This window comes from Amycolatopsis alkalitolerans, from assembly GCF_006152065.1.
Lineage (GTDB): Bacteria > Actinomycetota > Actinomycetes > Mycobacteriales > Pseudonocardiaceae > Amycolatopsis_E > Amycolatopsis_E alkalitolerans.
On the sequence record NZ_VDFW01000027.1, the window covers coordinates 69,550 to 93,544 of the forward strand.

Here is a 23,995-nt window from a genome sequence, read left to right on the forward strand (position 1 = left end):
CCCGCTTCAGAGGTTCTTGAGTTCTTCGACGATCTCACCGACCGATTTCTTGGCGTCGCCGAAGAGCATGGCCGTGCGTGGTTCGTAGAAGAGGTCGTTGTCGATTCCCGCGAACCCGGAACTCATCGAGCGTTTGAGCACGATGACCGACCGGCTCGCGCTCACGTCCAGAATCGGCATTCCGTAGATCGGGGAATTCGGGTCGGTGCGGGCGGCGGGGTTCGTCACGTCGTTCGCGCCGATCACGAGTGCCACGTCCGTCTGCGGGAACTCCGAATTGATCTCGTCCATTTCCTTCAGCTGGTCATAGGGCACATCCGCCTCCGCCAGCAGGACGTTCATATGCCCCGGCATCCGGCCGGCCACCGGGTGAATCGCATAGGACACCGAAATCCCTTTCGCCTCCAGCAGCTGCGCCATTTCCCGCACGGCGTGCTGGGCCTGGGCGACCGCCATCCCGTATCCGGGCACCACGACGACCTTGCTGGCGTAGGCCAGCTGGATCGCCGCGTCGGCGGCGGTGGTGCTGCGCACCGGGCGGGCTTCCTTGACTCCGGCGGTGACCGCGGTCGTCCCGCCGAACCCGCCCCCGACGATCGCCGGGATCGAGCGGTTCATCGCCTTCGCCATCAGGTTCGTCAGGATCGAACCGGAGGCGCCGACGATCATGCCCGCCACGATGAGCGCGGTGTTCTCGAGCGCGATGCCCATCGCGGCGGCGGACAGCCCGGTGCATGCGTTGAGCAGGGAGATGACGACCGGCATGTCGGCACCGCCGATCGGCAGCACCACCATCACGCCCAGCACCGCAGCCGCGAGCAGCAGCACGATCATCAGGATCCCGGCGGTGGAGCCGGCGACCACCGCGACCGCGCAGCCGACCGCGGCGAGCAGGAGCAGGATGTTCGCGGGTTGCTGCAGCTGCCGCAGGGTGATCGGCCGCCCGGGCAGGATCTCCTGCAACTTCCCGAACGCGATGAGCGAACCCCAGAACGAGATCGAACCGATGAGCGCGGCGAACAGCGAAGCGATCGCAACGTAGACCGGCTCGTCCAGGTAACTACCGCTGGTGCGGAACTCGACCCACGCGATGAGCGCGACCGCGCCGCCGCCGACCCCGTTGAACAGCGCGACCATCTGCGGCATCGCGGTCATCTTGACCCGGCGCGCGGCCGGCACGCCGACGAGCGCGCCGAGCACGATGCCGAGCGCGATCAGCACCCAGTTGCTCATCCCGGGCGTGAGCAGCGTGGCGACGACGGCGATGACCATGCCCGCGGCCGCGATCCAGTTGCCGCGCACCGCCGTGCGCGGACCGGTCAGGCCCATCAGACCGTAGATGAACAGGGCGAACGCGATGATGTAGAGGGCACCGATGAGGCTGGTCATCCGGCGTCCTCCCGCTTCTTCTTCCCCTTGAACATCGCCAGCATCCGGTCGGTGACGAGGAACCCGCCGACGATGTTGATGGTGCCGAATGCGATCGCGATGACGAGCAGGATCTTGTTCAGCACCCCTTCGGCACCGAGACCGAGCACGATTAGCCCGCCGAGCAGCACGATGCCGTGAATGGCGTTGGTGCCCGACATCAGCGGGGTGTGCAGGGTGTTGGGGACCTTGGAAATGACGGCGAAACCCACGAATCCGGCGAGCACGAGCACCGCCAGGCTTTCCAGCAGCATCAGGGGGCTCCCCTCTCTCGCCCGGCCACACAGGCACCGGCGACGATCTCGTCGGAGAAGTCGATGGCGAGTTTGCCGTCGTCGTCGACCAGCAGCTCGACCAGTTCGGTCAGGTTGCGTGCGTATAGTTCGCTGGCGTGCGCGGGCATCTCCGCGGCCAGGTTCAGCGGCGAGCAGATCGTGACGTCGTGCGCGACGATCTCCTTGCCCGGCTCGGTCAGTTCGCAGTTGCCGCCGGACTCGCCGGCCAGGTCCACGACCACGCCGCCCGCCGGCATCCCCCGCACGGCTTCGGCGGTCACGAGCGTGGGCGCCCGGCGGCCCGGCACGAGCGCGGTGGTGATGACGACGTCGAACCCGGTCGTCGCTTCGGTGAGCCTGCGCTGCTGCTCGGCACGCTCGTCGTCGGTGAGCTCGCGCGCGTAACCGCCTTCACCGGCGGCTTCGATCCCGAGGTCGAGCCAGTTCGCGCCGACCGACCGGACCTGCTCGGCGACTTCCGGCCGCACGTCGTACCCGGTGGTGCGCGCGCCGAGGCGTTTCGACGTCGCCAACGCCTGCAGTCCCGCGACGCCGACGCCGAGGACGAGGACCTTCGCGGGCGGCACGGTGCCGGCGGCCGTGGTGAGCATGGGGAAGAACCGGGGCAGCCGTTCCGCGGCGAGCAGCACGGACCGGTATCCGGCGACGCTGCTCTGCGACGAGAGCGCGTCCATGGCCTGCGCGCGGGTGATCCGGGGGATGGACTCCATCGCGAAGGCCGTGACCCCGGCTCGGTCGAGCGCCGCGATACCGTCCACATCGGACAGCGGTTTCAGGAAGCCGATCAGGACCGCGCCGGGTTTGAGGCGCGTCACTTCGGCCTGGGTCGGCGGTGCGACCTTGAGCACCACGTCGGCCTGCCACGCGTGGCCGATCTCCGCGCCCGACTCCTCGAACACCTCGTCCGCGAGGGCCGCGCCCTCACCGGCGCCGGACTCGACCAGCACTCGCAGCTTCCGCCGGATCAGCCGGCTGACCAGCTTCGGCACCAGCGCCACCCGGCGCTCGCCCGGTAACGATTCGCGGACGACGCCGACGGACAGTGGTTCGGGCTCGACCACGACGCATCACCTCCTCGTCGAGGTCAGGCGATCAGGTCAGCGCTACCAGCAAACGGGCCGGTGGTCACTTCCGTCAAGGCCCTTGTTCCCCCGTGGGCAGGACGCGAATGTCGAACTCACCGTCCTGAACGTAGATCTCGGCGGGGGGTGCCGTGCCAATGGGTGGGAAAACCGGATGGGCGTACGGGTCGCCGCCAGGGCAAGCTAACGGGCGTGAACAGCACCGTCTCCCGCGTTCTCGCGGCTCCCCTCACCCGGGAGTTCCGCGGTGAGCTGGTCTGGGCGCTGCTGGGTTTCCCGCCGACCCTGGTGTGCGCCGTCGTCCTGCTCGTCGGGCTGGCGCTCGGTGCCGGGTTGTCCCCGCTGTTCCTCGGCGTCCTCTTGGCGAGCGGCGTCCTGATCGCGGTGCGGAAGCTGGGCGGGCTGCACCGGCGGCTCGTCCGCAGGCTGCTGGACGCGCGGGTGGCCGATCCGCCGCCGCTCGACATGCGGCCCGGGCTGTGGCACTGGCTCCGGGCGCGGGTGGGTGACCGGGTGGCCTGGCGCGCGTTCGGCTACCTGCTCGTCCGGATACCGATGTCGCTGCTGAATCTCTGCGCCACGGGCGCGGTGCTGCTGTACGGAGCCGGCGCCGCGCTGTATCCGCTCTACTGGTTCGGCGACGGCCGCCTCCGGCCGTTGACCGACATCCAGCTGTCCTACTGGCCCGAGACCCTGCCGGTCGCGGCGCTCGGCGCCGGCCTCCTGCTCGCCCTGCCCTGGGTGCTGCACGGCCTGACGGCGATCGACCGAGTACTCGCGTTCAGCCTGCTCGGCCCCACCACGCTCATCGAACGGGTCCGCGACCTCGAACAGAGCCGCGCGAACGTGATCGAGGACGCGACCGTGTCGTTGCGCCGGATCGAACGCGATCTGCACGACGGCGCGCAGGCCCAACTGGTCGCGCTCGCCATGAAGCTCGGTCTGGTGCAGGACGAACTCAAGGCCGGCAACATCGAACTGTCCGGAAAGCTGGTGGACGCCGCGCACCGCGACGCGAAGCAGGCACTGGCCGAACTGCGTGACCTCGCCCGCGGTATCCGGCCGCCCGCCCTCGACGCGGGGCTCGAGGTCGCGCTCACGACGCTCGCCGCGCGCAGCGCCGTCGACGTGCGGGTCCGCGTCGACCTGCCGGAACGTCTTTCGCCCGCGATGGAGACGCTGCTGTACTTCAGCGCCGCCGAACTGCTGACCAACGCCGTCAAGCACAGTGGCGCACCGGCCGTGCGGATCGAGGTGACCCCCGGCCGGCTGGTCGTGTCCGACGACGGCGCCGGTGGCGCGCGGATCACGCCGGGTGGTGGCCTGGCCGGGCTCGCCGAACGTCTCGGTACCGTGGACGGGCGGCTGGACGTCGACAGCCCGCCGGGTGGTCCGACGGTGATCACCGCGTATGCACCTGGGGGTGGCTGATGCGGATCGTGGTGGCCGAGGATTCGGCGATCCTGCGAGCGGGACTGGTGGAGCTGCTGACGTTGCGGGGGCACGAGGTGCTCGCCGAGGTCAAGGACGCCGAGGCGCTGCGGCGCGCGGTCACCGGGCACCGCCCTGACGTGTCCATTGTGGATATCCGGATGCCGCCTTCGTTCACCGACGAGGGCTTGCGCGCGGCGATCGACCTTCGCCGCGAGGACCCGTCGCGGCCGGTGCTGCTGTTCTCCCAGTATGTCGAGACCTCCTACGCCGCCGAACTGCTCGCGGACCGCGCCGGCGGGGTCGGGTACCTACTCAAGGACCGGGTGGCCGACGTGCCGGAGTTCCTCGACGCGCTGCGCCGCGTCGCGGCCGGGGACACCGTGCTGGACCCGGAGGTGGTGAGCCAGTTGTTCGGTGCCACCAGGAAGGCGGCGACGCTCGACCAGCTCACCGAACGGGAGCGCGAGGTGCTCGCGCTGATGGCGGAGGGCCGGTCGAACGGCGCGATCGCCGCGAAACTGTACCTGTCGGGGGGTTCGGTGGAGAAGTACGTGACGCGGCTGTTCGACAAGCTCGGCCTGCCACCGTCCGAACAGGACAATCGGCGGGTGCTCGCGGTGCTGCGGTACCTTGAGTCGTGATGCACTCCGAAGAGATCGAGGTCCGCACGGGCAGCACGCCGGTGGTGCACGACCTGACCAGGCGCGCCGAGTCCTTCCTCGCCGGGGCGGGCGCGGGCGACGGGCTGCTGCACGTGTGGGTGCCGCACGCCACCGCCGGCCTCGCGGTGCTGGAGACCGGTGCGGGCAGCGACGAAGACCTGCTCGCCGCGATCGACGAACTGCTGCCGCGTGAGAACCGCTGGCGCCACCAGCACGGCAGCCGTGGCCACGGGCGGGACCACGTGCTGCCGGCCTTCCTCCCGCCGTACGCGAGCGTCCCCGTGGTCGGCGGCACGCTCGCGCTCGGCACCTGGCAGTCGATCTGCCTCGTCGACACGAACGTCGACAATCCGGTCCGCACGGTCCGCTTCAGCTACCTCACCGGCTGAGCGACTCGACCGGAGCCCTGACCACGGTGGGCTTGGGCTGCTCGGGCGCCCGGCCCGGCCAGACGAGCACGATGAGCCCGGCGACCAGCAGCGCGCCGAGCACCCACAGCGCGGGTGCCACGTCGGGTGCGCCCGGGGTGCCCTGCAGGATGCTGCGCATGCCCTCGGTGGAGAAGCGGAACGGGGTCCACGACCACAGGGCGTACTTGTAGGCCGGGTTCAGCAGTTCCGGCACCAGCCCGGCGACGGCGGGCGCGAGCAGGTACAGCGGGGCCAGGATGGCCATCGCGCCGAGTCCCATCAGGCGCATCAGCGCGCCCTGGATCGCGGCGAACGCGGTCGCCACGAGGAACATGAAGCCCAGCACGTCCCAGCCCACCGGCAGGCTCGAATCCCACAGTTTCAGGAAACCGGCGAGCACGGCGGTCATCAGCACCCCGCTCCCGAGCACACGTAGCAGCCGCGCGCCCAGCGTGACGGGGCGGCCCGCGCGGCGCGCGGTCACGATCAGCAGGGCACCGGCGGCGAGCGAACCGAGCCAGCACAGGATGCTCACCGCGAGCGGCGCGACCCGCCCGGCCGAACTCGCCGGGTGCACGGTCTCGACCTCGGCCGGCGCCGCGGCCAGCGTCAGGATCTGCTCCACGATCTGGGTGCCGGCGGGGTTGATCGCACCGGACACGACGATCTTGTTCGGCCGGCCGAGTTCAAGGATCGCGTAGACCTTCTTGTCGTCGAGCAGTTTCCGGGCCTCGTCCGGAGTGGTGATCCGCCAGGACAGCGTGCCGCCGCCCTGGGTCGCGACGTGTTCGGCGGCGGGACGCAGCTGCGGTGGCGCGGTGACCGCGACGGGCAGATCGCGCGGGTTCGCGGTGGCCTGGACGCCGACCGTCACCAGCCCCAGCGCGATCGCGACCACGGCACCGGCCAGCGCCGCGAGCGAGGCCAGCTTCATGGTTCTCTCCTTATTCTTCGAGCGTTGAATTTGATCTCAAGGTAGGCCCCGTCCTGCCCGAAGTCAACACATGTTGAAAAACCCACCCGGTACGGTCGTCTTCGTGAGCGAGCGACTGGTGTTGTGGGACATCGACCAGACCCTGATCGACCTGCGCGGCGCGGGCAGCGAGTGGTACGCACGGGTGCTGCCGGAGGTCACCGGCGTGACCTTCACCGGGATGCCACCGTTCTTCGGGCGCACCGAACTGGCGATCACGTCCGAACTGCTGAAGCTGCACGGCATCGAGCCGGACGAGGAGACCGTGAAGAAGGTGTGGGCGGGTCTCGTGACCGCGTCCGAACAGGCCCTCCCGACGCTGGCGTCACGTGGCGTCGCGCTGCCGGGCGCCGCCGCCGCGCTGACCACGCTGGCCGGCACGGCGGTGCAGTCGCTGGTCACCGGTAACCTGCGCGAGGTCTCGTGGCACAAGCTGACCGCGTTCGGCCTGCACGAGCACCTGGACTTCGAGGTCGGCGGCTACGGCTCGATCTCGGCACACCGGCCGGATCTGGTCGCGCACGCGGTGTCGCTCGCCGGGGCGCGGCACAGCCCGTTCGCCCCGGACGCGGTGGTCGTCATCGGCGACACGCCGCACGACGTCGACGCCGCCCTCGCCCACGGCGCGAAGGCAGTCGGCGTCGCGACAGGCCGTTTCGACGCGTCCACCCTGCGCGAGGCGGGCGCGCACATCGTGTTCGCCGACCTGTCCGACACCGCCGCGGTAGTCGACGCCGTGCTCGGCTAGAAGACCGCGCGGCCCTTGACGAGGCCGAATGCCGCCGTGGCCGCGCCGGGGACTTTCAGCGGTTTCTCAGCTGCGGACGAGCTTCACCAGGTGCGTCACGGCGTCGTCGACCGGGATCTCCTGGCGCTCGCCGGACGCGCGGTCCTTGACCTCGACCACGCCCTTCGCCAGCCCGCGGCCGACGACGAGGATGGTCGGCACGCCGATCAGCTCGGCGTCGGCGAACTTCACGCCCGGGGTGGCCTTGCGGTCGTCCAGGAGCACCCGGACCCCGGCCGCGTCGAGTTCGGCGGCCAGCTTCTCCGCACCCGCGAACACGGACTCGTCCTTGCCCGCGATGACCACGTGCAGGTCCGCGGGCGCCACCGAACGTGGCCACACCAGGCCCAGCTCGTCGTGGTACTGCTCGGCGACCACGGCGACCAGCCGCGAGACACCGACGCCGTAGGAGCCCATGGTGATCCGGATCGGCTTCGAGTCGGCGCCGAGCGCGTCCACCTCGAACGCGTCGGTGTACTTGCGGCCCAGCTGGAAGATGTGCCCGATCTCGATCCCGCGCGCCGCCACGAGCGTGCCGTGGCCGTCGGGTGAGGCGTCGCCCTCGCGGACCTCGGCCGCTTCGACCGTGCCGTCGGGGGTGAAGTCCCGGCCCGCGACCAGATCCACCACGTGGTGATCGGCCTTGTCCGCACCCGTCACCCACGCGGTCCCGGTGACGATCCGGGGGTCGACGAGATACCGGACCCCGTTGTCCTGCAAGGCTTTCGGACCGATGTAGCCCTTGACGAGGAACGGGTTCGCGGTGAAGTCGGCCTCCTCGAGCAGCGCGACCTCGGCGGGCTCGAGCGACGCTTCGAGCCGCTTCTGATCGACCTCGCGGTCACCGGGGACACCGATGCCGAGGATCTCCCACTCCTTCTCGCCGGGCTGACGGATCTTCACCATCACGTTCTTGAGCGTGTCCGCGGCGGTGAAGGTGCGGCCGAGGCCGGTCTTCGTGTTGAGGTAGTCGACCAGCGTCGCGATGGTCGGGGTGCCCGGCGTGTGGTGGACCTGCGCTTCGGGCAACCCGTCGAGCGAACGAGCGGGCGGCGCCGGCGTCACGACGGCCTCGACGTTGGCCGCGAAGCCCGATTCGGTGCTGCGGACGTAGGTGTCTTCGCCGGTCTCCGCGATGGCGAGGAACTCCTCGGAGGCCGAGCCGCCCATCGCGCCGGAGGTGGCGGCGACGATGACGTACTCGAGGCCGAGCCGTTCGAAGATCTTGATGTACGCGTCGCGGTGCAGCCCGTACGAGCGCGCCAGGCCGTCGTCGTCGAGGTCGAAGGAGTAGGAGTCCTTCATGACGAATTCGCGGCCGCGCAGGATGCCGGCGCGGGGGCGCGCCTCGTCGCGGTACTTGGTCTGGATCTGGTACAGGATGACCGGGTAGTCCTTGTAGGAGCTGTACTCGCCCTTCACGGTGAGCGCGAACAGTTCCTCGTGCGTGGGGCCGAGCAGGTAGTCGGCACCCTTGCGGTCCTTCAGACGGAACAGGGCGTCGCCGTACTCGGTCCAGCGGCCGGTCTTCTCGTACGGCTCGCGGGGCAGCAGCGCGGGGAACTGGATCTCCTGTGCGCCCATCGCCTCCATCTCTTCGCGCACCACGCGCTCGATGTTGCGCAGGACCCGCAGGCCCAGCGGCAGCCAGGAGTACCCGCCCGGGGCCACGCGGCGGACGTAGCCGGCGCGCACCAGCAGCTTGTGGCTGGGCACTTCGGCGTCCGCCGGGTCCTCACGCAGGGTGCGAAGGAACAGCGACGACATCCTGGTGATCACTGGGGTACTCCTCGGGCTAGCGCGCGGGCGCTGATAAACGACCAGCCCAGCGTAGTCAACCCCCACCGGGGTTCCGCATCCGGTTATCGCGGCAGCAGCGCGGCCAGCTCACGGGCGGCCGCGCGCAGGGCGGGGACGAAGCCTTCGAGTTCGGCGACGGAGAGCCGGTACGCGGGCCCGGCGGTGGACAGTGCGGCGATCGCGACCCCGTCCGGACCGCAGATGGGCACGCCCACTGCCCGGATGCCCGCCTCGTGCTCCTCGTCGGCGACCGCGAAACCCTTACGCCGCACCGAGTCGATCTCCGCGGCGAACGCCGCGCGCGAGGTGATCGTGCGCGGCCCGAGCGGGGTCAGCTCAAGGGAGGCCACCAGTTGCTCGCGCTGCGACGCGAACGCGACCAGGCATTTGCCCATCGACGTGCAGTGCAGCGGCCCGCGCTCCCCCGGCTCGCCGCGGATCTGCAGCCGCTGCCGCCCCTGCACGGCGTGCACGTACACCTGATTGTGCCCGTCGAGTACGGACATCAGCGTCGGCTCGCCCGTCTCGTCCGACAGCGCCTGCATCACCGGCAGCGCGACGCCCGCGAACCCGCGTGCCTGCGACACGTGCTGCCCCAGCTCGAACAGCCGCAACCCCAGCGAGTACCGCTTGGACGCCGGGTCACTGCGCGCGAATCCTTCCCCCTGCAGGGAGCTGAGCAGGCGGTGCGTGGTGCTCACCGGATAGCCGGCGATGCGCGACAGCTCGGACAGGGCGACACCCTCGGGGTAGCTCCCGAGCACCGACAGCAGGCGCAGCGCCTTGCCGACCATGTCCGCCATAACACCCCTTGACGCACCGAGCCCGGCGAAGCACACTCGACTCCACCGCATCGCGGAACAGTTTTCCACATTATAGAAAACACGTCAACGGCGACAGGAGAACCCGGATGAACACCGTCGAGCAGACGGGTGCGGCCAGTCTCGGTCGCCAGCGCTGGCTGCGCCTGATCCCGATCGTCTTCGTCACCTACAGCCTCGCCTACCTGGACCGGTCGAACTTCTCGATCGCCACGGCCGGGGGCATGGGCAAGGACCTGCACATCACCAGTGCGACGTCGGGGCTGATCGCCGCGTCGTTCTTCCTGGGCTACTTCCTGCTCCAGATCCCCGGGGTGCTCTACGCCGACCGCCGCAGCGTCCGGAGCCTGATCTTCTGGTCGGTGCTGGCCTGGGGCGTCCTCGCGACGCTGCAGGGCCTGCTCAGTTCGGTGGCGGCGCTGATCGTGGTGCGTTTCCTGCTGGGCGCGGTCGAGGCCGCCGTGCTGCCCGCGCTGGTCGTGCTGCTCGCCCGCTGGTTCAGCAAGGCCGAGCGCGGGCGCGCGAACGCCTTCCTCATCCTCGGCAACCCGGTCACCGTGCTGTGGCTGTCGGCCTTATCCGGGTACCTGGTCGAGGCGACGTCGTGGCGCGGCATGTTCGTCGTCGAGGGCGTGCCGGCCCTCATCTGGGCGTTCTACTTCCGCGCGAAAGTGCGGGACCGGCCCGCCGACACCTCGTGGCTGGCGCAGGACGAGCGGAACGCCATCGAGCAGGCGATCGCGAGCGAGCAGGCCGAACTCGAACGCGCCGGCAAGCCCCGTCGCCCGCTGCTGGAAGCCCTCAAGTCACCGGCGGTGCTGGTGCTCTCCGTGCAGTACCTGCTGTGGAGTATCGGCGTGTACGGGTTCGTGTTCTGGTTGCCCTCGATCGTGAAGGCGGGCTCGTCGGCGGGGATCGGCGCGACCGGCCTGCTCTCGGCCGTCCCGTACGCGTTCGCGGTCGTGGCGATGCTGCTCAACTCGCGCGGTTCGGACCGCACCGGGATCCGGCGCCCGTACGTGTGGCCGTGGCTGCTCGGCGGCGCGGTCGCGTTCTACGGCTCGTATCTGCTGGGCAAGGACCGGTTCTGGCTCTCGTTCGCGCTGCTGATCGTCGCCGCGATCGCGCTGTACGCGCCGTACGGCCCGTTCTTCGCGATGATCTCCGAACTGCTGCCCCAGCGGACGGCCGGCGTGGCGGTGGCAGTGATCAACTCCGCAGGCGCGCTGGGTGGCTTCCTCGGCACTTATCTGGTGGGCTGGCTGAAGAACGCGACCGGCACCACGGCCGCGGCGTTCCTGATGCTGGCCGGGACGATGGCCGCCGCCGCGGTGGTCCTGCTGCTGGTGCCGAAGACGCGAAGCGAAAGGCAGGCATGACGGCCCGAGTACTGCTGCCCTGGTCCGACATCTCCGTTCCCGCCGAACTCGACACGGCCTGCTGGGACGGTTCGGGCTCGCCACCACCGGATCTGGACGGCGTCGAGTTCTACGTGCTGCCCTACGACCAGGGCTCCGAGCCGCCGAAGCTGATCGCGCGGCTGCCCTCGCTGCGCGTGGTCCAGACCCTGTCTGCGGGGTACGACAACCTGCTGCCGCTGGTACCCGAGGGCGTGCTGCTCGCGAACGGGCGCGGGCTGCACGACCTCAGCGTCGCCGAGCACACGCTCGCGCTGATCCTGGCCGCACAGCGGGACCTGCCGCGCTGGTTCGCGCAGCAGCGGGCCGGCTCGTGGGCTCGCGAGCACACGCGGTCGCTGGCCGACTGCCGGGTGCTGCTGGTCGGCTACGGCTCGATCGGCAAGGCGATCGAGCGGTACCTGGTGGCGGGTGAGGCGGAGGTGGTGCCGGTCGCGAGCACCGCGCGGGCGGGGGTGCACGGCATCGCCGAACTGGCGGGGCTGCTGCCGTCGGCGGACATCGTCGTCCTGGTGCTGCCCGACGCCCCGCGGACGCGGGGCCTCATCGGCCCCGCCGAACTGGCCGCGTTGCCCGACGCGGCGCTGGTGGTGAACGTCGGCCGGGGCACGGCCGTCGATACCGACGCGCTCACGGCCGAGGTCGCAGGCGGCCGCCTGCGCGCCGCGATCGACGTGGTGGACCCGGAGCCACTACCCCCGGAACATCCTTTGTGGACCCTCGAGGGCGCGATCATCACCCCGCACGTCGCGGGCGGCTCGGCGTCCTTCCACCCCCGGGCGAAGCGGCTGGTGGAACGCCAACTCGCCCACTATGCCAAGGGTGAGACGCTGGAGAACCTGGTCGGCTAGGTTGATGCCGTGTATTTCGGCGTCCTCGGTCCGGTGCTGGCGCGAGCCGCCGACGGGACCGGGATCGCCGTCGGCGGTCCGCGCCCGCGGGCGCTGCTCGCGCTCCTGCTGCTCGAAACGGGCCGCATCGTCGGCACGGACAGGCTGATAGACGAGCTCTACGGCGAAGAACCTCCTGGCGGGGCGGCGAACGCGTTGCAGGCCCAGGTCTCCCGCCTGCGTCGCGGGCTCGGCGTGGCCATCGAACTGCACCCGGCGGGGTACCGGCTCGCGGTGGAACCCGAGGACGTCGACGTGCACCGGTTCGCCCGGCTGGCCCGCGACGGGCGACGGAAGCTCGATGACGGCGAGCCCGCCGAGGCGGCGCGGCTGCTTCGTGACGCGCTCGCGTTGTGGCGGGGCGCGGCCCTGGCCGACGTCGACGCCCCGTTCGCCGAACCGCACGCCGCACGGCTGACCGAGGCCCGGCTTACCGCCCTCGAGGACCGAGCGGAGGCGGAGCTGACCCTCGGCGAAGCCGACGAGCTGATCGGCGAGCTACAGGCCCTGGCGAAAGAACACCCGCTGCGCGAGCGGACCCGCGGTCTGCTCATGCGCGCGCTGACCGCCTCCGGCCGCCAGGCCGAGGCGCTGGCCGTCTTCGAGGACACCCGCCGGATCCTCGCGGACGAACTCGGCGCCGACCCGTCTCCCGGGCTCGCCGCCGCGCACCTGGCCGCGCTGCGCGCGGAACCCTTACGCACCACCGGAGTTCCCGCGCAGCTGACCAGCTTCGTCGGCCGCGAGAGCGAGCTGGAGCGCATCACCGGACTGCTCGCCGAAGCCCGGCTGGTCACCCTCACCGGCCCCGGCGGCGCGGGCAAGACCCGGCTGGCGATCGAGGCGAGCGCACCCGGCGCCTGCTTTGTCGATCTCGCACCGGCCTCCGGCGGCAGCGAGGTGCCGCAGGCCGTGCTGGACGCACTGGGCCTGCGCGAGCAACGCCTCTTCGGCGCACCGGGAGGGAGCGATCCCGTGCGACGGCTGGTCTCCGCGCTGGCGGATCGCGCGCTGGTGCTGGTGGTCGACAACTGCGAGCACGTGATCGACGCCGCGGCCGCTCTCGTGCACCGCCTGCTCGGCGGCTGTCCCGGTCTGCGCGTCCTCGCCACGAGCCGCGAACCGCTCGGGATCACCGGTGAGGCGCTGTGCCCGGTGCCGCCGCTGCCGGAAACGGCGGCGATGCGCCTGTTCGCCGACCGCGCCGCCGCGGTGGCACCCGGCGTGGCGCTGGACGAGAGCGCCGTGCGCCGGATCTGCACCGCGCTCGACGGGCTGCCGCTGGCGATCGAGCTCGCCGCGGCCCGGCTCCGTACGATTCCCCTTGCCCAGCTGGAAACCCGCCTCGACGACCGGTTCCGGTTGCTCTCGCGCGGCAGCCGCACCGCCGCCCCACGCCACCAGACCCTGCGCGCGGTGGTCGCCTGGAGCTGGGACCTGCTCGGCCAGGACGAGCGGAACCTGCTGCGGCGGCTGGCCGTGTTCACCGGCGGCATCACGGTGGACTCCGCCGCACAGGTGTGCGGGCTGTCCGAAGCAGACGATCTGCTTACCGGGCTCGCCGAGAAATCCCTGATCGACGTGCACGGCGAGCGGTTCCGGATGCTCGACACCATCCGCGCCTACGCCCTCGAACAGCTCACGGAATCCGGTGAGCTGGCGGCGATCTCCCGCGCGCACGCGACGTACTTCCTCGACCTGGCCGCCACCGCCGACCCCCACCTGCGACGCGCGGAGCAGCTGACGTGGCTGGCGAGCCTGGCGGCCGAGCATGCCAACCTGCACGCCGCTCTCCGCTGGGCCGTGGCCGAGGACGACGAACTGGCGCTGCGGCTCGTCGGCGCGCTCACCGCGTACTGGCGGCTGCGCGGTGTGCTGAGCGAAGTGTCGCCGCTGGCGGCTCAGCTGGTCACGAAACTCGGCCACGGCGCCCCACCCGGTCTCGAAGAGGAGTACGTGCTCGCCGTACTCACCGCCGGACCGTCCGAAGTGGACCGGCATCGGGCCGGGCTCGAAGCGATCATGCGAACACCGGCCTGGCCCCCGCGCCAGCCGTACGTGCTGGTCGCGTGGGCCCTGTTCGCCGGCCCGCCGGGTCCGGAGCCGGCCGGCACCGGGCGGGAGCGACTCGCCACCGCGGAGGACCCCTGGGTCCGGGCGCTTTCCCAGTTCTCCGAGGCCTATCTCGGACTGGTCAACGGCCGGATCGACGGCGCGGCACACGATTTCCTCGCCGCGCTGAACACGTTCCGGCAGGTGGGCGATCGCTGGGGCATCGCGCAGGCCCTCGACGGTCTCGCTTCGGCCGCAGACCTGACCGGCGACCCGGCGCGCGCGGTCGCGCTGACCGACGAGGCGCTCGCCCTCCTGGAGCAACTCGAAGCCTTCGAGGACATGGCCGAACTGTGGACCCGCCGCGGCGACCGGCTGAGCCACCGCGGGGACCTCGCGCGAGCACGAGCCGACTACCAGCGGGCGGCCGGCCTCGCCCGCCGGGCCGGGGTACCGACGATCCTCGCCGCGGCGCACCTCGGCCTCGGCACGCTCGCCCGGCGGGAAGGCGATCTCGCCGCCGCCCGCCGGTGGTGTGAGCGCGCGCTCGACGAGTGCGGCACCGACTGGCAGGGCTCGGGGGTGCGCGCACACGTACTCACCGCGCTGGGCCGGATCGCGTCCGCCGAAGGCGACTTCGCCGGAGCGCGGTCGCGGCATCAGGAGGCGGTGCGGATCGCGCTCGCGCAGCAGCCCGGCCTCGACCTCGCCGAGGCGACCGAGGGGCTGGCGACGCTCGCCGCGGCGAGCGGCGAAACCGGCGAGGCGGCCTACCTGCTGGGCCTCGCCGAGAGCCTGCGCGGCCGCGCCACGACCGGCGATCCCGACCTGACCCGCCTCCGCGACCGCCTCGCCGGGGATCGGGAGTTCGCTCGCGGCACGGCAGCCGGCACCGGTGGTTCCTCCTTCGTGGCTCAGGGCCTCGCGGTCAGGCTGGGATAGCCGCGCAGGTCGATGTCGGTGGCGTAGCGGTCGGTCATCCGCATCATCAGCCGGAGCAGCAGGCGGCGCTGGAACACGGCGTTGCGCAACCGGATCCGCGACCGCGACTTCGGGGCCAGGAACGGCCCGGCGCTGCCCTGCCGGGCGATCGCGGCGTACGGGCGCATCCGGTCCTGGTAGCCACGGAACGCGGCCCGATGCTCCCCCTCGGCCGTCGTGAGCTCACCCGCCAGCACGTATGCCCCGACCACCGCCAGCCCGGTGCCGAACCCGCCGAGGGTGTTGCCGTAGGCGGCGTCACCGAGCAGCACGACCCGGCCGCGGTGGTAGGTGTCGAGCCGCGCCTGGCTCAGCGAGTCCAGATAGAAGTCCTCGGCCTGTTCTAGCCGGTCGAGCAACTCGGCCACGCGCCAGCCGGACCCGCGGTAGACCCGTTGCACCACCTGCTTTCCGGCCGCTGGGTCGTCGCGGTCGTAGCTCAGCGCCGGGGAAGCGAACACGAAGAATGCGGGTGCCTTCGGCCCGCCCACCGCGACCATCCGGCCCGGTTCGTTGTACATCACCGCCTGCCCGCCGAGCCCGGGGTCGCCGATCTCGGCCAGCGCGTAGTAGTGCCCGAGAAACCGCACGAACCGCTCCTCCGGCCCGAACGCCAGCCGCCGCACCTGCGAGTGGATGCCGTCGGCGCCCACGACCAGGTCGAACCGGCGGCCGGCGCCGCTCGCGAACTCCACGTCCACGCCGCCGGGACCTTCGGCGAGCCCGGAGATGGTGTCCCCGAACAGGTACTCACAACTCGACGCGGTCCGCTCGTACAGCAACCCGGCCAGCTCACCGCGGCGGATCTCGACATCCCCGCCGGTGAACGCACCCGGGATCACGGCCAGCGACCGCCCGCGCGCGTCGATGACGGTCTGGTCGTGACCGTCGGTCTGCCGGGCCTGGACGTCGGCCAGCAGGCCCATCCGCTCCAGCACGGTGCGATGCGTCGCACCTTTGAAGTCCACCGCCTGCCCGCCACGGCGCAGCGCGGGTGCCTTCTCCACCACCGTGACCGACCAGCCCGCCCGGGCCAGCCAGAACGCCAGCGCCGGACCGGCGACACTCGCCCCACTGATCAGAACGCTCTTGTGATTCCGCATGGTCGCCAGCGTCGGGCGGCCCGCTGACCATGCGCTGACCGTCCGCTGACGGCCCGGTCAGGAGGCCTGCGCGTACTGCTCGACGAACGTGACCGTGCAGTGGCAGCCGCCGTCGATCTCGGCGCAGCTCACGCTCAGCGTGTGCCGCACGAGGTCGAGGTCACGGCAGCCCGGTTCGGTGCACTCGACGAGTTCGTCCTCGTGCCGGACCAGCGTGCCGTGGCAGTGGTCGAGTTCGCTGACGCAGCTAGGGCACTCCATGACCGTTTGGTAGCACCGGGTGGTGATCGACTCGGGGAGGCCCGCCCGGCGTGTCACGCACTTTTCGGCGAACGCCTGCTCCGCGTGCTCGTGGTCTTCTTCGCGGGGGCCTTGCGCGCCGCGGGCTTGCGGGCCTTCTTCGCCTCCGAGACGCTCGCCTCCAGGGCCGCCATCAGGTCCACCACGTCGGATTTCGCGGCCTTCTTCGGCGTCTTCGTGGTCTCCTTGCCCTCGACCTTGGCCTCGATGAGCGCTTCGAGCGCCTCCCGGTACTGATCGGTGTACTTGCCGGGGTCGAAGACGGGCTCGGTGAGCGAATCGATGAGCGAGCCGGCCATCGTCAGCTCCTGCGCCCGGATCTGGGGCTGGTCCTCGCGCAGGAACGGGAAGTCCGGGGTGCGGACCTCGTCGGGCCACAGCATCGTCGTCATCACCAGGACGTCCGCGTGCACCCGCAGCAGGGCGAGCGTCTCCCGCTGGCGCAGCGCGACCTTGGCGATCGCGACCTGCTGGGACTTCTGCAGCGCGTCGCGCAGGAGCACGTACGGCTTGACCGCCGGCTTCTGCGGTTCGAGGTAGTAGTGCCGGTCGTAGTTCAGCGGATCGATCGCCTCCAGCGGCACGAACTCCAGCACGTCGATGACGTTGGAACTGGACAACGGCAGGCCCTCGAGATCGGCGTCGGTGATCACCACCATCTCGCCGTCGTCGAGTTCGTAGCCCTTCGCGATCTCCGCGTACGGCACCTCGACGCCCTCGATCGAGCAGAACCGCTTGTACTGGATGCGGCCGCCGTCGCTCTCATGCACCTGGCGCAGTGAGACGTTCTTGTTCTCCGTCGCCGCGTACAGGTGGATCGGAATCGTGACCAACCCGAACGAAACGGATCCCTTCCACATCGATCGCATTGCCGGCGCCCTCCCGCTGGTTGCGGACATAACCCCTGGTCACACCGTACGCGGGGAACCGGGATGTCACTAGTTGTGTTTGGCGGCCGCGACCAGCGCGGCTGCGGCCGTCCGGCCGTGGCCGGCGGGGTCCGTTCGGCCGAAGATCCCCGCCGTGACCATGGCACCTTCAGCCAGAAGCAGCAGTTCGTCCGCCAGTTCGCCGGGCAGGCCGGCGGCTTCGGCCAGCCCGCCCAGATAGTCACGAAACGCCGTTTTGTGCCGGCGCGCCTGCCGCCGCACGCTCTCGGAGACCGCGCCCAGCTCGCCGTAGGAGTTGATCCACGCGCAGCCGCGGAACCCGGGCTCGCCGAACCACCGCTCGAGCCAGTCGAACACGGCGAGGATGCGGCGCTCGGGGTCGTCGTGGGTTTCGACATGCTCGGCCAGCCGGGCCCGCCAGCGCGTGTCTCGCCGCTCGAGATACGCCTCGACCAGCTGTTCCTTCGCGGGAAACACCTGGTAGAGCCGCTTCAGGGAGACGCCCGAGGCGCCACGGATGTCGTCCATGCCGACGGTCTGGATACCGCGGGCGTAGAACAGCTCCTCGGCCGCGTCGAGCAGCTTCGCCTGCGCGGTTTCGCGATCCATCGTCACCTTCTGCCCCGAGAATCTACGTTCTCGACTGTAGCTCTACCGCTTCGGCGGCGGCCCTCAGTTCACGCACCATCGCCGTGACACGCTGTTTCGAGTACCGAACGCTCGGCATCGCGATCGACAGCGCCGCGGCCGAATCACCGATCACCATCCCGACGGCGCACAGCCCCGCTTCCGTGCCCTCGGGATTCACCGCGTAGCCGCGGCGGCGCGCCAGCTTCAACTCGCTCACCAGCTCCTTCCACTCGGCGTCGGGCAGCGCGGGCTCGGGCGAGCCGATACCGTACAGCGTCTCGACCTCGACCGGGGTGAGGCGAGCGAGCAGGGCCTTGCCGCCGGACGTCCTGGCCGCGGGCAGGATCGCGCCGCGCCGGTCGCCGACATGCAGGATCTGGCGCGATTCGACGGTCGCGACGAAGCGGGTCTGCGTGCCCGCCCGGACGACCAGATTGATCGTTTCCTCGACGCGTTCGCACAGCCGCTCCATCGCGGGAAGCGCCGCCGCGCGCAGTTGTTGCAGGTCACGGGCGAGCGGGGCGGTCATGGTGAGCGACGGGCCGGGTAGGTAGCCGCGGGTTTCGTCCTGCTCGGCGAAGCCGCGGTAGACGAGCATCGCGAGCAGGCGGTGCGCGGTCGAGCGGCCGATGCCCAGTTCCTCCGCCGCCTCGGTGACCCGCAGCCTGCCCTGATCGCGGAGCAACTGGATCAGCCGCAGCGCGTTGTCCACCGAGTCGAGCGCGTACTGCGGTTTGTTCCTCATAGCAGAATTATATTCCCAGTCCGAAGAACCGTTTCTAGATTCGTGGGCATGGACGAGGACGCGCTGGCGCGGCTCTACAAGGACTTCGACGCCGAGCACATGATTCCACTGTGGACGCAGACCGGCGAACTGATGCCGCTCTCCCCCACCTCCAGGGCCCTTCCCCACGTGTGGAAGTGGGACACCCTGCTCCCGCTCGCGGAACGGGCCGGTGAGCTGGTCCCGGTCGGGCGCGGCGGCGAGCGCCGCGCGATCGCGCTGGCCAACCCGGGGCTCGACGGCCGCCCGTACACCACGCCGACGCTGTGGAGCGCCATCCAGTACCTCGGCCCGCGCGAGGTCGCGCCGGAGCACCGGCACAGCCAGAACGCCTTCCGCTTCGTCGTCGAGGGCGAAGGGGTGTGGACCGTCGTCGACGGCGACCCGGTGGCCATGCGGCGCGGCGACTTCCTGCTCACCCCCGGCTGGCACTTCCACGGTCACCACAACGAAACCGACCAGCCGATGGCCTGGCTCGACGGCCTCGACATCCCGCTCGCGCACTACACCGGCACCGGGTTCTTCGAGTTCGGCCCCGACCAGGTCACCGACTCGACCACCCCGGACGTGTCCCGATCCGAGCGGCTGTGGGCGTACCCCGGCCTCCGCCCGCTGTCCGGTTTGGACGACCGGCCGAGCTCACCGATAGCCGCCTACCGCTGGGAGCACACGGACCGGGCGCTGACCGAGCAACTCGCGCTCGAGGACGAGGGGCACCCCGGTGTCACGGGCCCGGGGCACGCCGCGGTCCGGTTCACCAACCCGACCACCGGTGGTGACGTCATGCCGACGATCCGCGCCGAGTTCCACCGGCTGCGCGCGGGCGCTTCCACCGCGGCCAAACGTGAAGTCGGCTCCGCGGTCTGGCAGGTCTTCGACGGCGACGGCGAGGTCACGTTGGGCGACAAGGAGATCAGCGTCGGCCGTGGGGACCTGTTCGTCGTGCCCTCGTGGGTCCCGGTGACCGTGCGAGCGGGGACCGCGCTCGACCTGTTCCGCTTCGCCGACACCCCCATCTTCGAACGCCTGCACTCCTACCGTGAGGAGACCGCCCGATGAAGCTGGCCACGATCCGCGTCGGCGGCGGCCATGCGGCGGTCCGCGTGGACACCGAGGCCGCCGTGGAGACGGGGGCGCGGGACGTGCGGGAACTGCTCAGCGATCCCGATTGGCGTGCTCGTGCGGAAAACGCCTCGGGCGCGGTCCACAATCTGTCCACAGTAGACTATGCTCCGGTGGTGCCCGAACCGGGCAAGATCTTCTGTGTCGGGCTGAACTACCGCAACCATATCCTGGAGATGGGCCGCGAGCTGCCGGAGTACCCGACGCTGTTCGCGAAGTTCGCCGACGCCCTGATCGGCGCTCGCGACGATATCCGGCTGCCCGCGGTGTCCGAGGCGATCGACTGGGAGGCGGAACTGGCGGTGATCATCGGCGAACCGGTCCGCGACGCCGACCGTGCGCGGGCCGCGACCGCGATCGCCGGATACTCGGCGCTCAACGACGTGACCGCGCGCGACTACCAGTACCGCACCACGGAATGGTTGCAGGGCAAGACGTTCGAGGCCACCACGCCGTTCGGCCCGGTGCTCGTCACCCCGGACGAGCTGCCGGAGGATCTGGAGCTGACCTGCGAGGTCGACGGCGAACCGGTGCAGAAGGCCGGCACCTCGGATCTGGTGTTCGACCCGCCGCACCTGGTCTCCTACCTCTCGCGGATCATCACGTTGCGGCCCGGCGACGTGATCGCGACCGGCACGCCGGGCGGCGTCGGGCACGCCCGGAAACCGCCGCGGTACCTGACCGACGGCAGCGTGGTGACCACCCGCATCACCGGTATCGGTGAACTCGTGAACAGGGCACGGCGATGACGCGGGCTTGGCTCGACGAAGGTTCCCGGCTTTTCCTCGACCAACTCGACCTGGTGCCGGACAGCGCCTTCGCGAAGCCCTGTCTGCTGCCCGGCTGGACGACAGCCCATCTCGTCGCGCATACGGCCTACAACGCGAAAGCGCTTTCACGGCTCGTGCGCTGGGCGCGCACAGGTGAGGAAACGCCGATGTACGCGAGCACGGACGCACGCGATGCCGAAATCGAGCAGGGCGCGAAGCTGCCCGTCTCGGAATTACGTTCCCTGGTAAGGGAAACCGATTCACGGCTGAGGGCGGAACTCGCCGCGCTGACCGACTGGAACGCCGAAGTCCGGACCGCACAAGGAAGGGCGGTCCCGGCGAGCGAGATCCCGTGGATGCGCACGCGCGAAGTGTGGATTCACGCGGTCGATCTCGGCACCGGGGTCGGATTCGAAGACTTTCCACGCGAACTGGTCGATGCGCTGATCGCGGATGTCGTCGGCCTTCGCCAATCCCGTGACCAGGGGCCCGCGCTGGTACTCACGGCCTCGGATCGCTCGGCGGGCTGGGAGATCGCTGGTGCGGAGCCGGCCGTGGTGCGCGGTACGGCGGCCGAGTTGTGCCGGTGGATCTGCGGTCGCGGTGGCCTCGACGGGCCCGAACTGGGACGGTGGTTGTGAACCATGACTGACGTGCTTGTGGCCGGCGGCGGGATCGGGGGCCTTTCGGCCGCCTACGCGCTCGCGACCGCCGGATACTCGGTCCGGCTGCTGGAGCGGTCGGCGGAGTTCGGCGAGGTCGGCGCCGGTCTGCAACTCGCGCCGAACGCGACGCGGATCCTGCGCGAATGGGGCCTGCTCGACGAGATCGCGCAGGCCGGCGTGCTCCCCCGCCGCCTTGTCCTCGCGGACGCCGTCAGCGGTGACGAACTAGTCCACGCGGAGCTGACCGGTGAGTTCAAAAAGCGTTACCACGCCCCCTATGTCGTCGTCCACCGCAGCGATCTGCACCGGATCCTTGTCGAGGCGTGCCGCCGTGCCGGTGTCACGCTGGAGACCGGCCGCACGGTCGAGCGGGTGGACAGCACCGAGGACACCGCATTCACCTACTGCGCCGACGGCTCCGTGTTCGAAAGCCAGATCGCCGTCGCCGCGGACGGGCTGACCTCGAAGCTGCGCCGTGCCGTGGCCGACGACGAACCGATCTGCTCGGGTTACGTCGCCTACCGTGGTGCCGTGCCGGCCGAGGAGGCCTCGACGGCAATGCCCCTCGACGATGTGGTCGCCTGGATCGGGCCACGCTGCCATCTGGTCCAATATGGACTGCGGCGTGGCGAGCTGGTCAACCGGGTGGCGGTGTTCGCGAGCCCGGCCTACGAACGAGGTGAGACCGACTGGGGCGGTCCCGACGAACTCGAGGAGGCGTTCGCCGGGTGTGGCGAACACGTCCGGCGGTCGCTTTCGTCGCTGTGGCGGGATCGCCGCTGGCCGATGTACGACCGGATCCCCGTGGAGAACTGGGTTTCCGGACGGCTCGTGCTGACCGGCGACGCCGCGCACCCGATGTTGCAGTATCTCGCGCAAGGGGCCTGCCAGGCGATCGAGGACGCGCACACCCTCGCCGCCGAGGCTGTCAAGGGCGAAGACTGGGGAACCGCGCTCGCCGCGTTCAACTCGAGTCGCGCCTCACGCACCGCGCGGGTCCAGCGCACGGCCAGGACCTGGGGCGACATCTGGCATGTCGACGGTGTGGGACGGTTGCTGCGCAACGAACTCATGACGTCACTGGCCGAGGTGTACCGCCATACGGACTGGCTGTACGCGTGAAGATCAGGGTCGTCCCGGATGGTGCCGGCGCCCGCGGTCGGCCACGATCGGCGATATGGCGAGCTTGCCCGCGCCGACCGCCGACGGCCTGCCCCTCGTCGTACTGTCGCCCGGGTTCACCAAGCCTCGCAGCACGCTCACCGCACTGGCTGAGGATCTGGCGTCCCACGGCTATGTGGTGGCTGCCGTCGACCACACGTACGAGAACGTCGCGACGACGTTCCCCGACGGGCGGGTTACGACCTGCCTCGCCAGGGAGACGCCCGCGCGGGACGAGGCGTTCTGGGAGAAGGTCGTGCAAGGCCGGGCCGCAGACGCGTCTTTCGTCCTCGATGAGCTGAGCGGTCCGAAGTGGACGATGATCGACACGTCCCGGATCGGGATGGCCGGCCACTCCATCGGTGGCGCGAGCGCGATCCCGGCACTGCTGACCGACTCACGCGTCCTCGCGGGCATCGATATCGACGGCACCACGCATGCCCCCATACCGCGTGACGGTTTGTCCAGACCGTTCCTGTTCCTCGGACGGCCGGGCCCGAGCGTCAGCTGGCAGCGTGACTGGCCGCTCCTGACCGGCTGGAAACGCTGGCTCGTGGTGGCCGGTGCCGTGCACCCGTCGTTCACCGACGTCGGGCTGCTGGCCGAACAGTTCGGGCTGGGTAAGGCGGAACTGCCGGCGAGCCGCGCAACGGAGATCACCCGCGGGTGCGTACGCGGCTTCTTCGACATGCATCTGCGTGGGCGCCCGGAGACCGACCTGGCGGCGGAGTTTCCGGAGGTGAATATCCAACAGTAGATGGGCAACTCGAAAGTGTTAATACGTGTGTTCGATATTCTGTTAGGCTGTTTTCATGGCCGCCAGCCTCCCCTCCCTCAGTGACACGGAGCTGCTGGATGCTCTGCGAGAGAAGGGAATCGAACGCCGCCGGGCTTACGTTGACGAGCTGCGCCTGATCGCGGAAATCGATGCGCGCGGGGGCGATATCGGTGTGGGTGCATTGTTGCGGGATATGTTCAACCTCGGCCCGCTCGACGCGCGCCGGATGGTCGCCCACGCGCGGGCGTTGACCGCATCGATGTCTCCCTCAGGCGCGCGCCTCGCACCCCCCTTGCCGGTGGTCGCCGGTGCCCTGGCTGACGGGGTGATCGGCCCCGAACACGTCGAGGTCATCCGGAAAGTCGTTGAGAAACTCCCGGTATCGGCCTCGGTTGAGGACCGGGTGACGGCGGAGAAGATCCTCTGCGAGGCCGCCATCTCCAGCGAGCCTTATATGGTGAAACGGCTCGGTTCGGAGATCCTCCACCGCCTCGATCCAGACGGGGACGAGCCCCGGGACAAAGACCTGGAACGTCCCCGAAACCAGCTCGACGTCCGCGAAACCTCTCGCGGTGTCTCAGGCTCGTTCGATCTGGACACCGAAGCGGGTGCACTGCTGACCAACCTGCTGTCCCCGCTGACCGAACCCGCCCCGACGCCGGACGGCCCCGACCCCCGCGGCGCCAGCGAACGACGTGGGGACGCGTTCGTCGAGATCCTGCACCTGGCCGCCGGGAGCCCGGATGGCCCCAGCGAAG

The 23,995-nt window shown here is 70.4% G+C and carries 24 protein-coding genes; 13 read left to right on the forward strand and 11 right to left on the reverse strand.

The window, feature by feature from the left end; genetic code table 11:
* Positions 1-6 precede the first annotated feature (6 nt).
* Genes FG385_RS25640 through FG385_RS25650 form a run of 3 tightly spaced genes read right to left on the reverse strand, consistent with a single transcriptional unit; the run spans position 7 to position 2,785 of the window.
* The gene (locus FG385_RS25640; RefSeq protein ID WP_139099351.1) at positions 7-1,389 is read right to left on the reverse strand and encodes an NAD(P)(+) transhydrogenase (Re/Si-specific) subunit beta; all 1,383 of its coding nucleotides are present in this window, start codon (positions 1,387-1,389) and stop codon (positions 7-9) included.
* A complete protein-coding gene (locus FG385_RS25645; RefSeq protein ID WP_200834646.1) occupies positions 1,386-1,682 on the reverse strand; it encodes an NAD(P) transhydrogenase subunit alpha in 297 nt (98 codons plus the stop codon). Before FG385_RS25645 ends, FG385_RS25640 begins: the two co-directional genes overlap by 4 nt.
* Complete coding sequence (locus FG385_RS25650) at positions 1,682-2,785, reverse strand: Re/Si-specific NAD(P)(+) transhydrogenase subunit alpha (protein WP_139099352.1); 1,104 nt, start codon at positions 2,783-2,785, stop codon at positions 1,682-1,684. Before FG385_RS25650 ends, FG385_RS25645 begins: the two co-directional genes overlap by 1 nt.
* A gap of 213 nt (positions 2,786-2,998) precedes the next feature.
* Here FG385_RS25650 and FG385_RS25655 point away from each other — a divergent pair, with 213 nt between their 5' ends.
* From FG385_RS25655 to FG385_RS25665, 3 genes are read left to right on the forward strand one after another with little or no spacing between them, the layout of a single operon-like run.
* Positions 2,999-4,237 (forward strand): sensor histidine kinase, encoded by a 1,239-nt coding sequence (locus FG385_RS25655; protein ID WP_139099353.1) that lies wholly within the window; start codon positions 2,999-3,001, stop codon positions 4,235-4,237.
* Positions 4,237-4,881: a response regulator transcription factor gene (locus FG385_RS25660; RefSeq protein ID WP_139099354.1), complete on the forward strand. Its 645-nt coding sequence runs from the start codon at positions 4,237-4,239 to the stop codon at positions 4,879-4,881. Before FG385_RS25655 ends, FG385_RS25660 begins: the two co-directional genes overlap by 1 nt.
* Complete coding sequence (locus FG385_RS25665) at positions 4,881-5,291, forward strand: YjbQ family protein (RefSeq protein WP_139099355.1); 411 nt, start codon at positions 4,881-4,883, stop codon at positions 5,289-5,291. The genes FG385_RS25660 and FG385_RS25665 overlap by 1 nt, the downstream gene beginning before the upstream one ends.
* Here the strand turns inward: FG385_RS25665 and FG385_RS25670 are convergent.
* Positions 5,281-6,246: an ABC transporter permease gene (locus tag FG385_RS25670; protein ID WP_139099356.1), complete on the reverse strand. Its 966-nt coding sequence runs from the start codon at positions 6,244-6,246 to the stop codon at positions 5,281-5,283. The two genes, FG385_RS25665 and FG385_RS25670, sit on opposite strands and share 11 nt — an antisense overlap.
* A 70-nt stretch (positions 6,247-6,316) precedes the next feature.
* On the opposite strand from FG385_RS25670, the gene FG385_RS25675 reads away from it, so the two are divergent.
* Positions 6,317-7,033 (forward strand): HAD family hydrolase, encoded by a 717-nt coding sequence (locus FG385_RS25675; protein WP_139099357.1) that lies wholly within the window; start codon positions 6,317-6,319, stop codon positions 7,031-7,033.
* A 66-nt stretch (positions 7,034-7,099) separates the two neighbouring features.
* On the opposite strand, the gene FG385_RS25680 is transcribed toward FG385_RS25675, so the two are convergent.
* Positions 7,100-8,851, reverse strand: coding sequence for a proline--tRNA ligase (locus FG385_RS25680; RefSeq protein ID WP_139099358.1), 1,752 nt, complete (start codon positions 8,849-8,851; stop codon positions 7,100-7,102).
* An 83-nt stretch (positions 8,852-8,934) separates the two neighbouring features.
* The gene (locus tag FG385_RS25685) at positions 8,935-9,675 is read right to left on the reverse strand and encodes an IclR family transcriptional regulator (RefSeq protein ID WP_139099359.1); all 741 of its coding nucleotides are present in this window, start codon (positions 9,673-9,675) and stop codon (positions 8,935-8,937) included.
* Positions 9,676-9,782: 107 nt separating this feature from the next.
* Between FG385_RS25685 and FG385_RS25690 the strand changes: the two genes are divergently transcribed.
* From FG385_RS25690 to FG385_RS25700, 3 genes are read left to right on the forward strand one after another with little or no spacing between them, the layout of a single operon-like run.
* The gene (locus FG385_RS25690; RefSeq protein WP_139099360.1) at positions 9,783-11,072 is read left to right on the forward strand and encodes an MFS transporter; all 1,290 of its coding nucleotides are present in this window, start codon (positions 9,783-9,785) and stop codon (positions 11,070-11,072) included.
* Positions 11,069-11,962, forward strand: coding sequence for a 2-hydroxyacid dehydrogenase (locus FG385_RS25695; protein ID WP_139099361.1), 894 nt, complete (start codon positions 11,069-11,071; stop codon positions 11,960-11,962). The genes FG385_RS25690 and FG385_RS25695 overlap by 4 nt, the downstream gene beginning before the upstream one ends.
* 9 nt (positions 11,963-11,971) lie before the next feature.
* Complete coding sequence (locus FG385_RS25700; RefSeq protein ID WP_139099362.1) at positions 11,972-14,995, forward strand: BTAD domain-containing putative transcriptional regulator; 3,024 nt, start codon at positions 11,972-11,974, stop codon at positions 14,993-14,995.
* Here FG385_RS25700 and FG385_RS25705 read toward each other — a convergent pair.
* From FG385_RS25705 to FG385_RS25725, 5 genes are all read right to left on the reverse strand, one after another.
* On the reverse strand, positions 14,968-16,137 hold the full coding sequence (locus FG385_RS25705; RefSeq protein WP_139099363.1) for an FAD-dependent monooxygenase: 1,170 nt from the start codon (positions 16,135-16,137) through the stop codon (positions 14,968-14,970). The genes FG385_RS25700 and FG385_RS25705 overlap by 28 nt on opposite strands.
* A gap of 57 nt (positions 16,138-16,194) precedes the next feature.
* Positions 16,195-16,398, reverse strand: coding sequence for a hypothetical protein (locus FG385_RS25710; RefSeq protein WP_139099364.1), 204 nt, complete (start codon positions 16,396-16,398; stop codon positions 16,195-16,197).
* 53 nt (positions 16,399-16,451) lie between these two features.
* Positions 16,452-17,306 (reverse strand): non-homologous end joining protein Ku, encoded by an 855-nt coding sequence (gene ku, locus FG385_RS25715; protein WP_139099365.1) that lies wholly within the window; start codon positions 17,304-17,306, stop codon positions 16,452-16,454.
* A 69-nt stretch (positions 17,307-17,375) separates the two neighbouring features.
* A complete protein-coding gene (locus FG385_RS25720; protein ID WP_139099366.1) occupies positions 17,376-17,936 on the reverse strand; it encodes a TetR/AcrR family transcriptional regulator in 561 nt (186 codons plus the stop codon).
* Between the two features lie 22 nt (positions 17,937-17,958).
* The gene (locus FG385_RS25725) at positions 17,959-18,702 is read right to left on the reverse strand and encodes an IclR family transcriptional regulator (RefSeq protein WP_139099367.1); all 744 of its coding nucleotides are present in this window, start codon (positions 18,700-18,702) and stop codon (positions 17,959-17,961) included.
* 48 nt (positions 18,703-18,750) lie between these two features.
* Between FG385_RS25725 and FG385_RS25730 the strand changes: the two genes are divergently transcribed.
* The 6 genes from FG385_RS25730 to FG385_RS25755 form a co-directional block, all read left to right on the forward strand.
* Positions 18,751-19,800, forward strand: coding sequence for a cupin domain-containing protein (locus tag FG385_RS25730; RefSeq protein WP_139099368.1), 1,050 nt, complete (start codon positions 18,751-18,753; stop codon positions 19,798-19,800).
* Positions 19,797-20,612, forward strand: coding sequence for a fumarylacetoacetate hydrolase family protein (locus FG385_RS25735; protein WP_139099369.1), 816 nt, complete (start codon positions 19,797-19,799; stop codon positions 20,610-20,612). The genes FG385_RS25730 and FG385_RS25735 overlap by 4 nt, the downstream gene beginning before the upstream one ends.
* A complete protein-coding gene (locus FG385_RS25740) occupies positions 20,609-21,274 on the forward strand; it encodes a maleylpyruvate isomerase family mycothiol-dependent enzyme (RefSeq protein WP_139099370.1) in 666 nt (221 codons plus the stop codon). Before FG385_RS25735 ends, FG385_RS25740 begins: the two co-directional genes overlap by 4 nt.
* A 3-nt stretch (positions 21,275-21,277) precedes the next feature.
* Positions 21,278-22,420, forward strand: a complete 1,143-nt coding sequence (locus tag FG385_RS25745; protein WP_139099371.1) for an FAD-dependent oxidoreductase — start codon at positions 21,278-21,280, stop codon at positions 22,418-22,420.
* A 55-nt stretch (positions 22,421-22,475) separates the two neighbouring features.
* Positions 22,476-23,216 (forward strand): alpha/beta hydrolase family protein, encoded by a 741-nt coding sequence (locus FG385_RS25750; protein WP_139099372.1) that lies wholly within the window; start codon positions 22,476-22,478, stop codon positions 23,214-23,216.
* Positions 23,217-23,271: 55 nt separating this feature from the next.
* Positions 23,272-23,995: DUF222 domain-containing protein (locus FG385_RS25755; protein ID WP_139099373.1), on the forward strand; the 724-nt coding region annotated here is incomplete at its 3' end.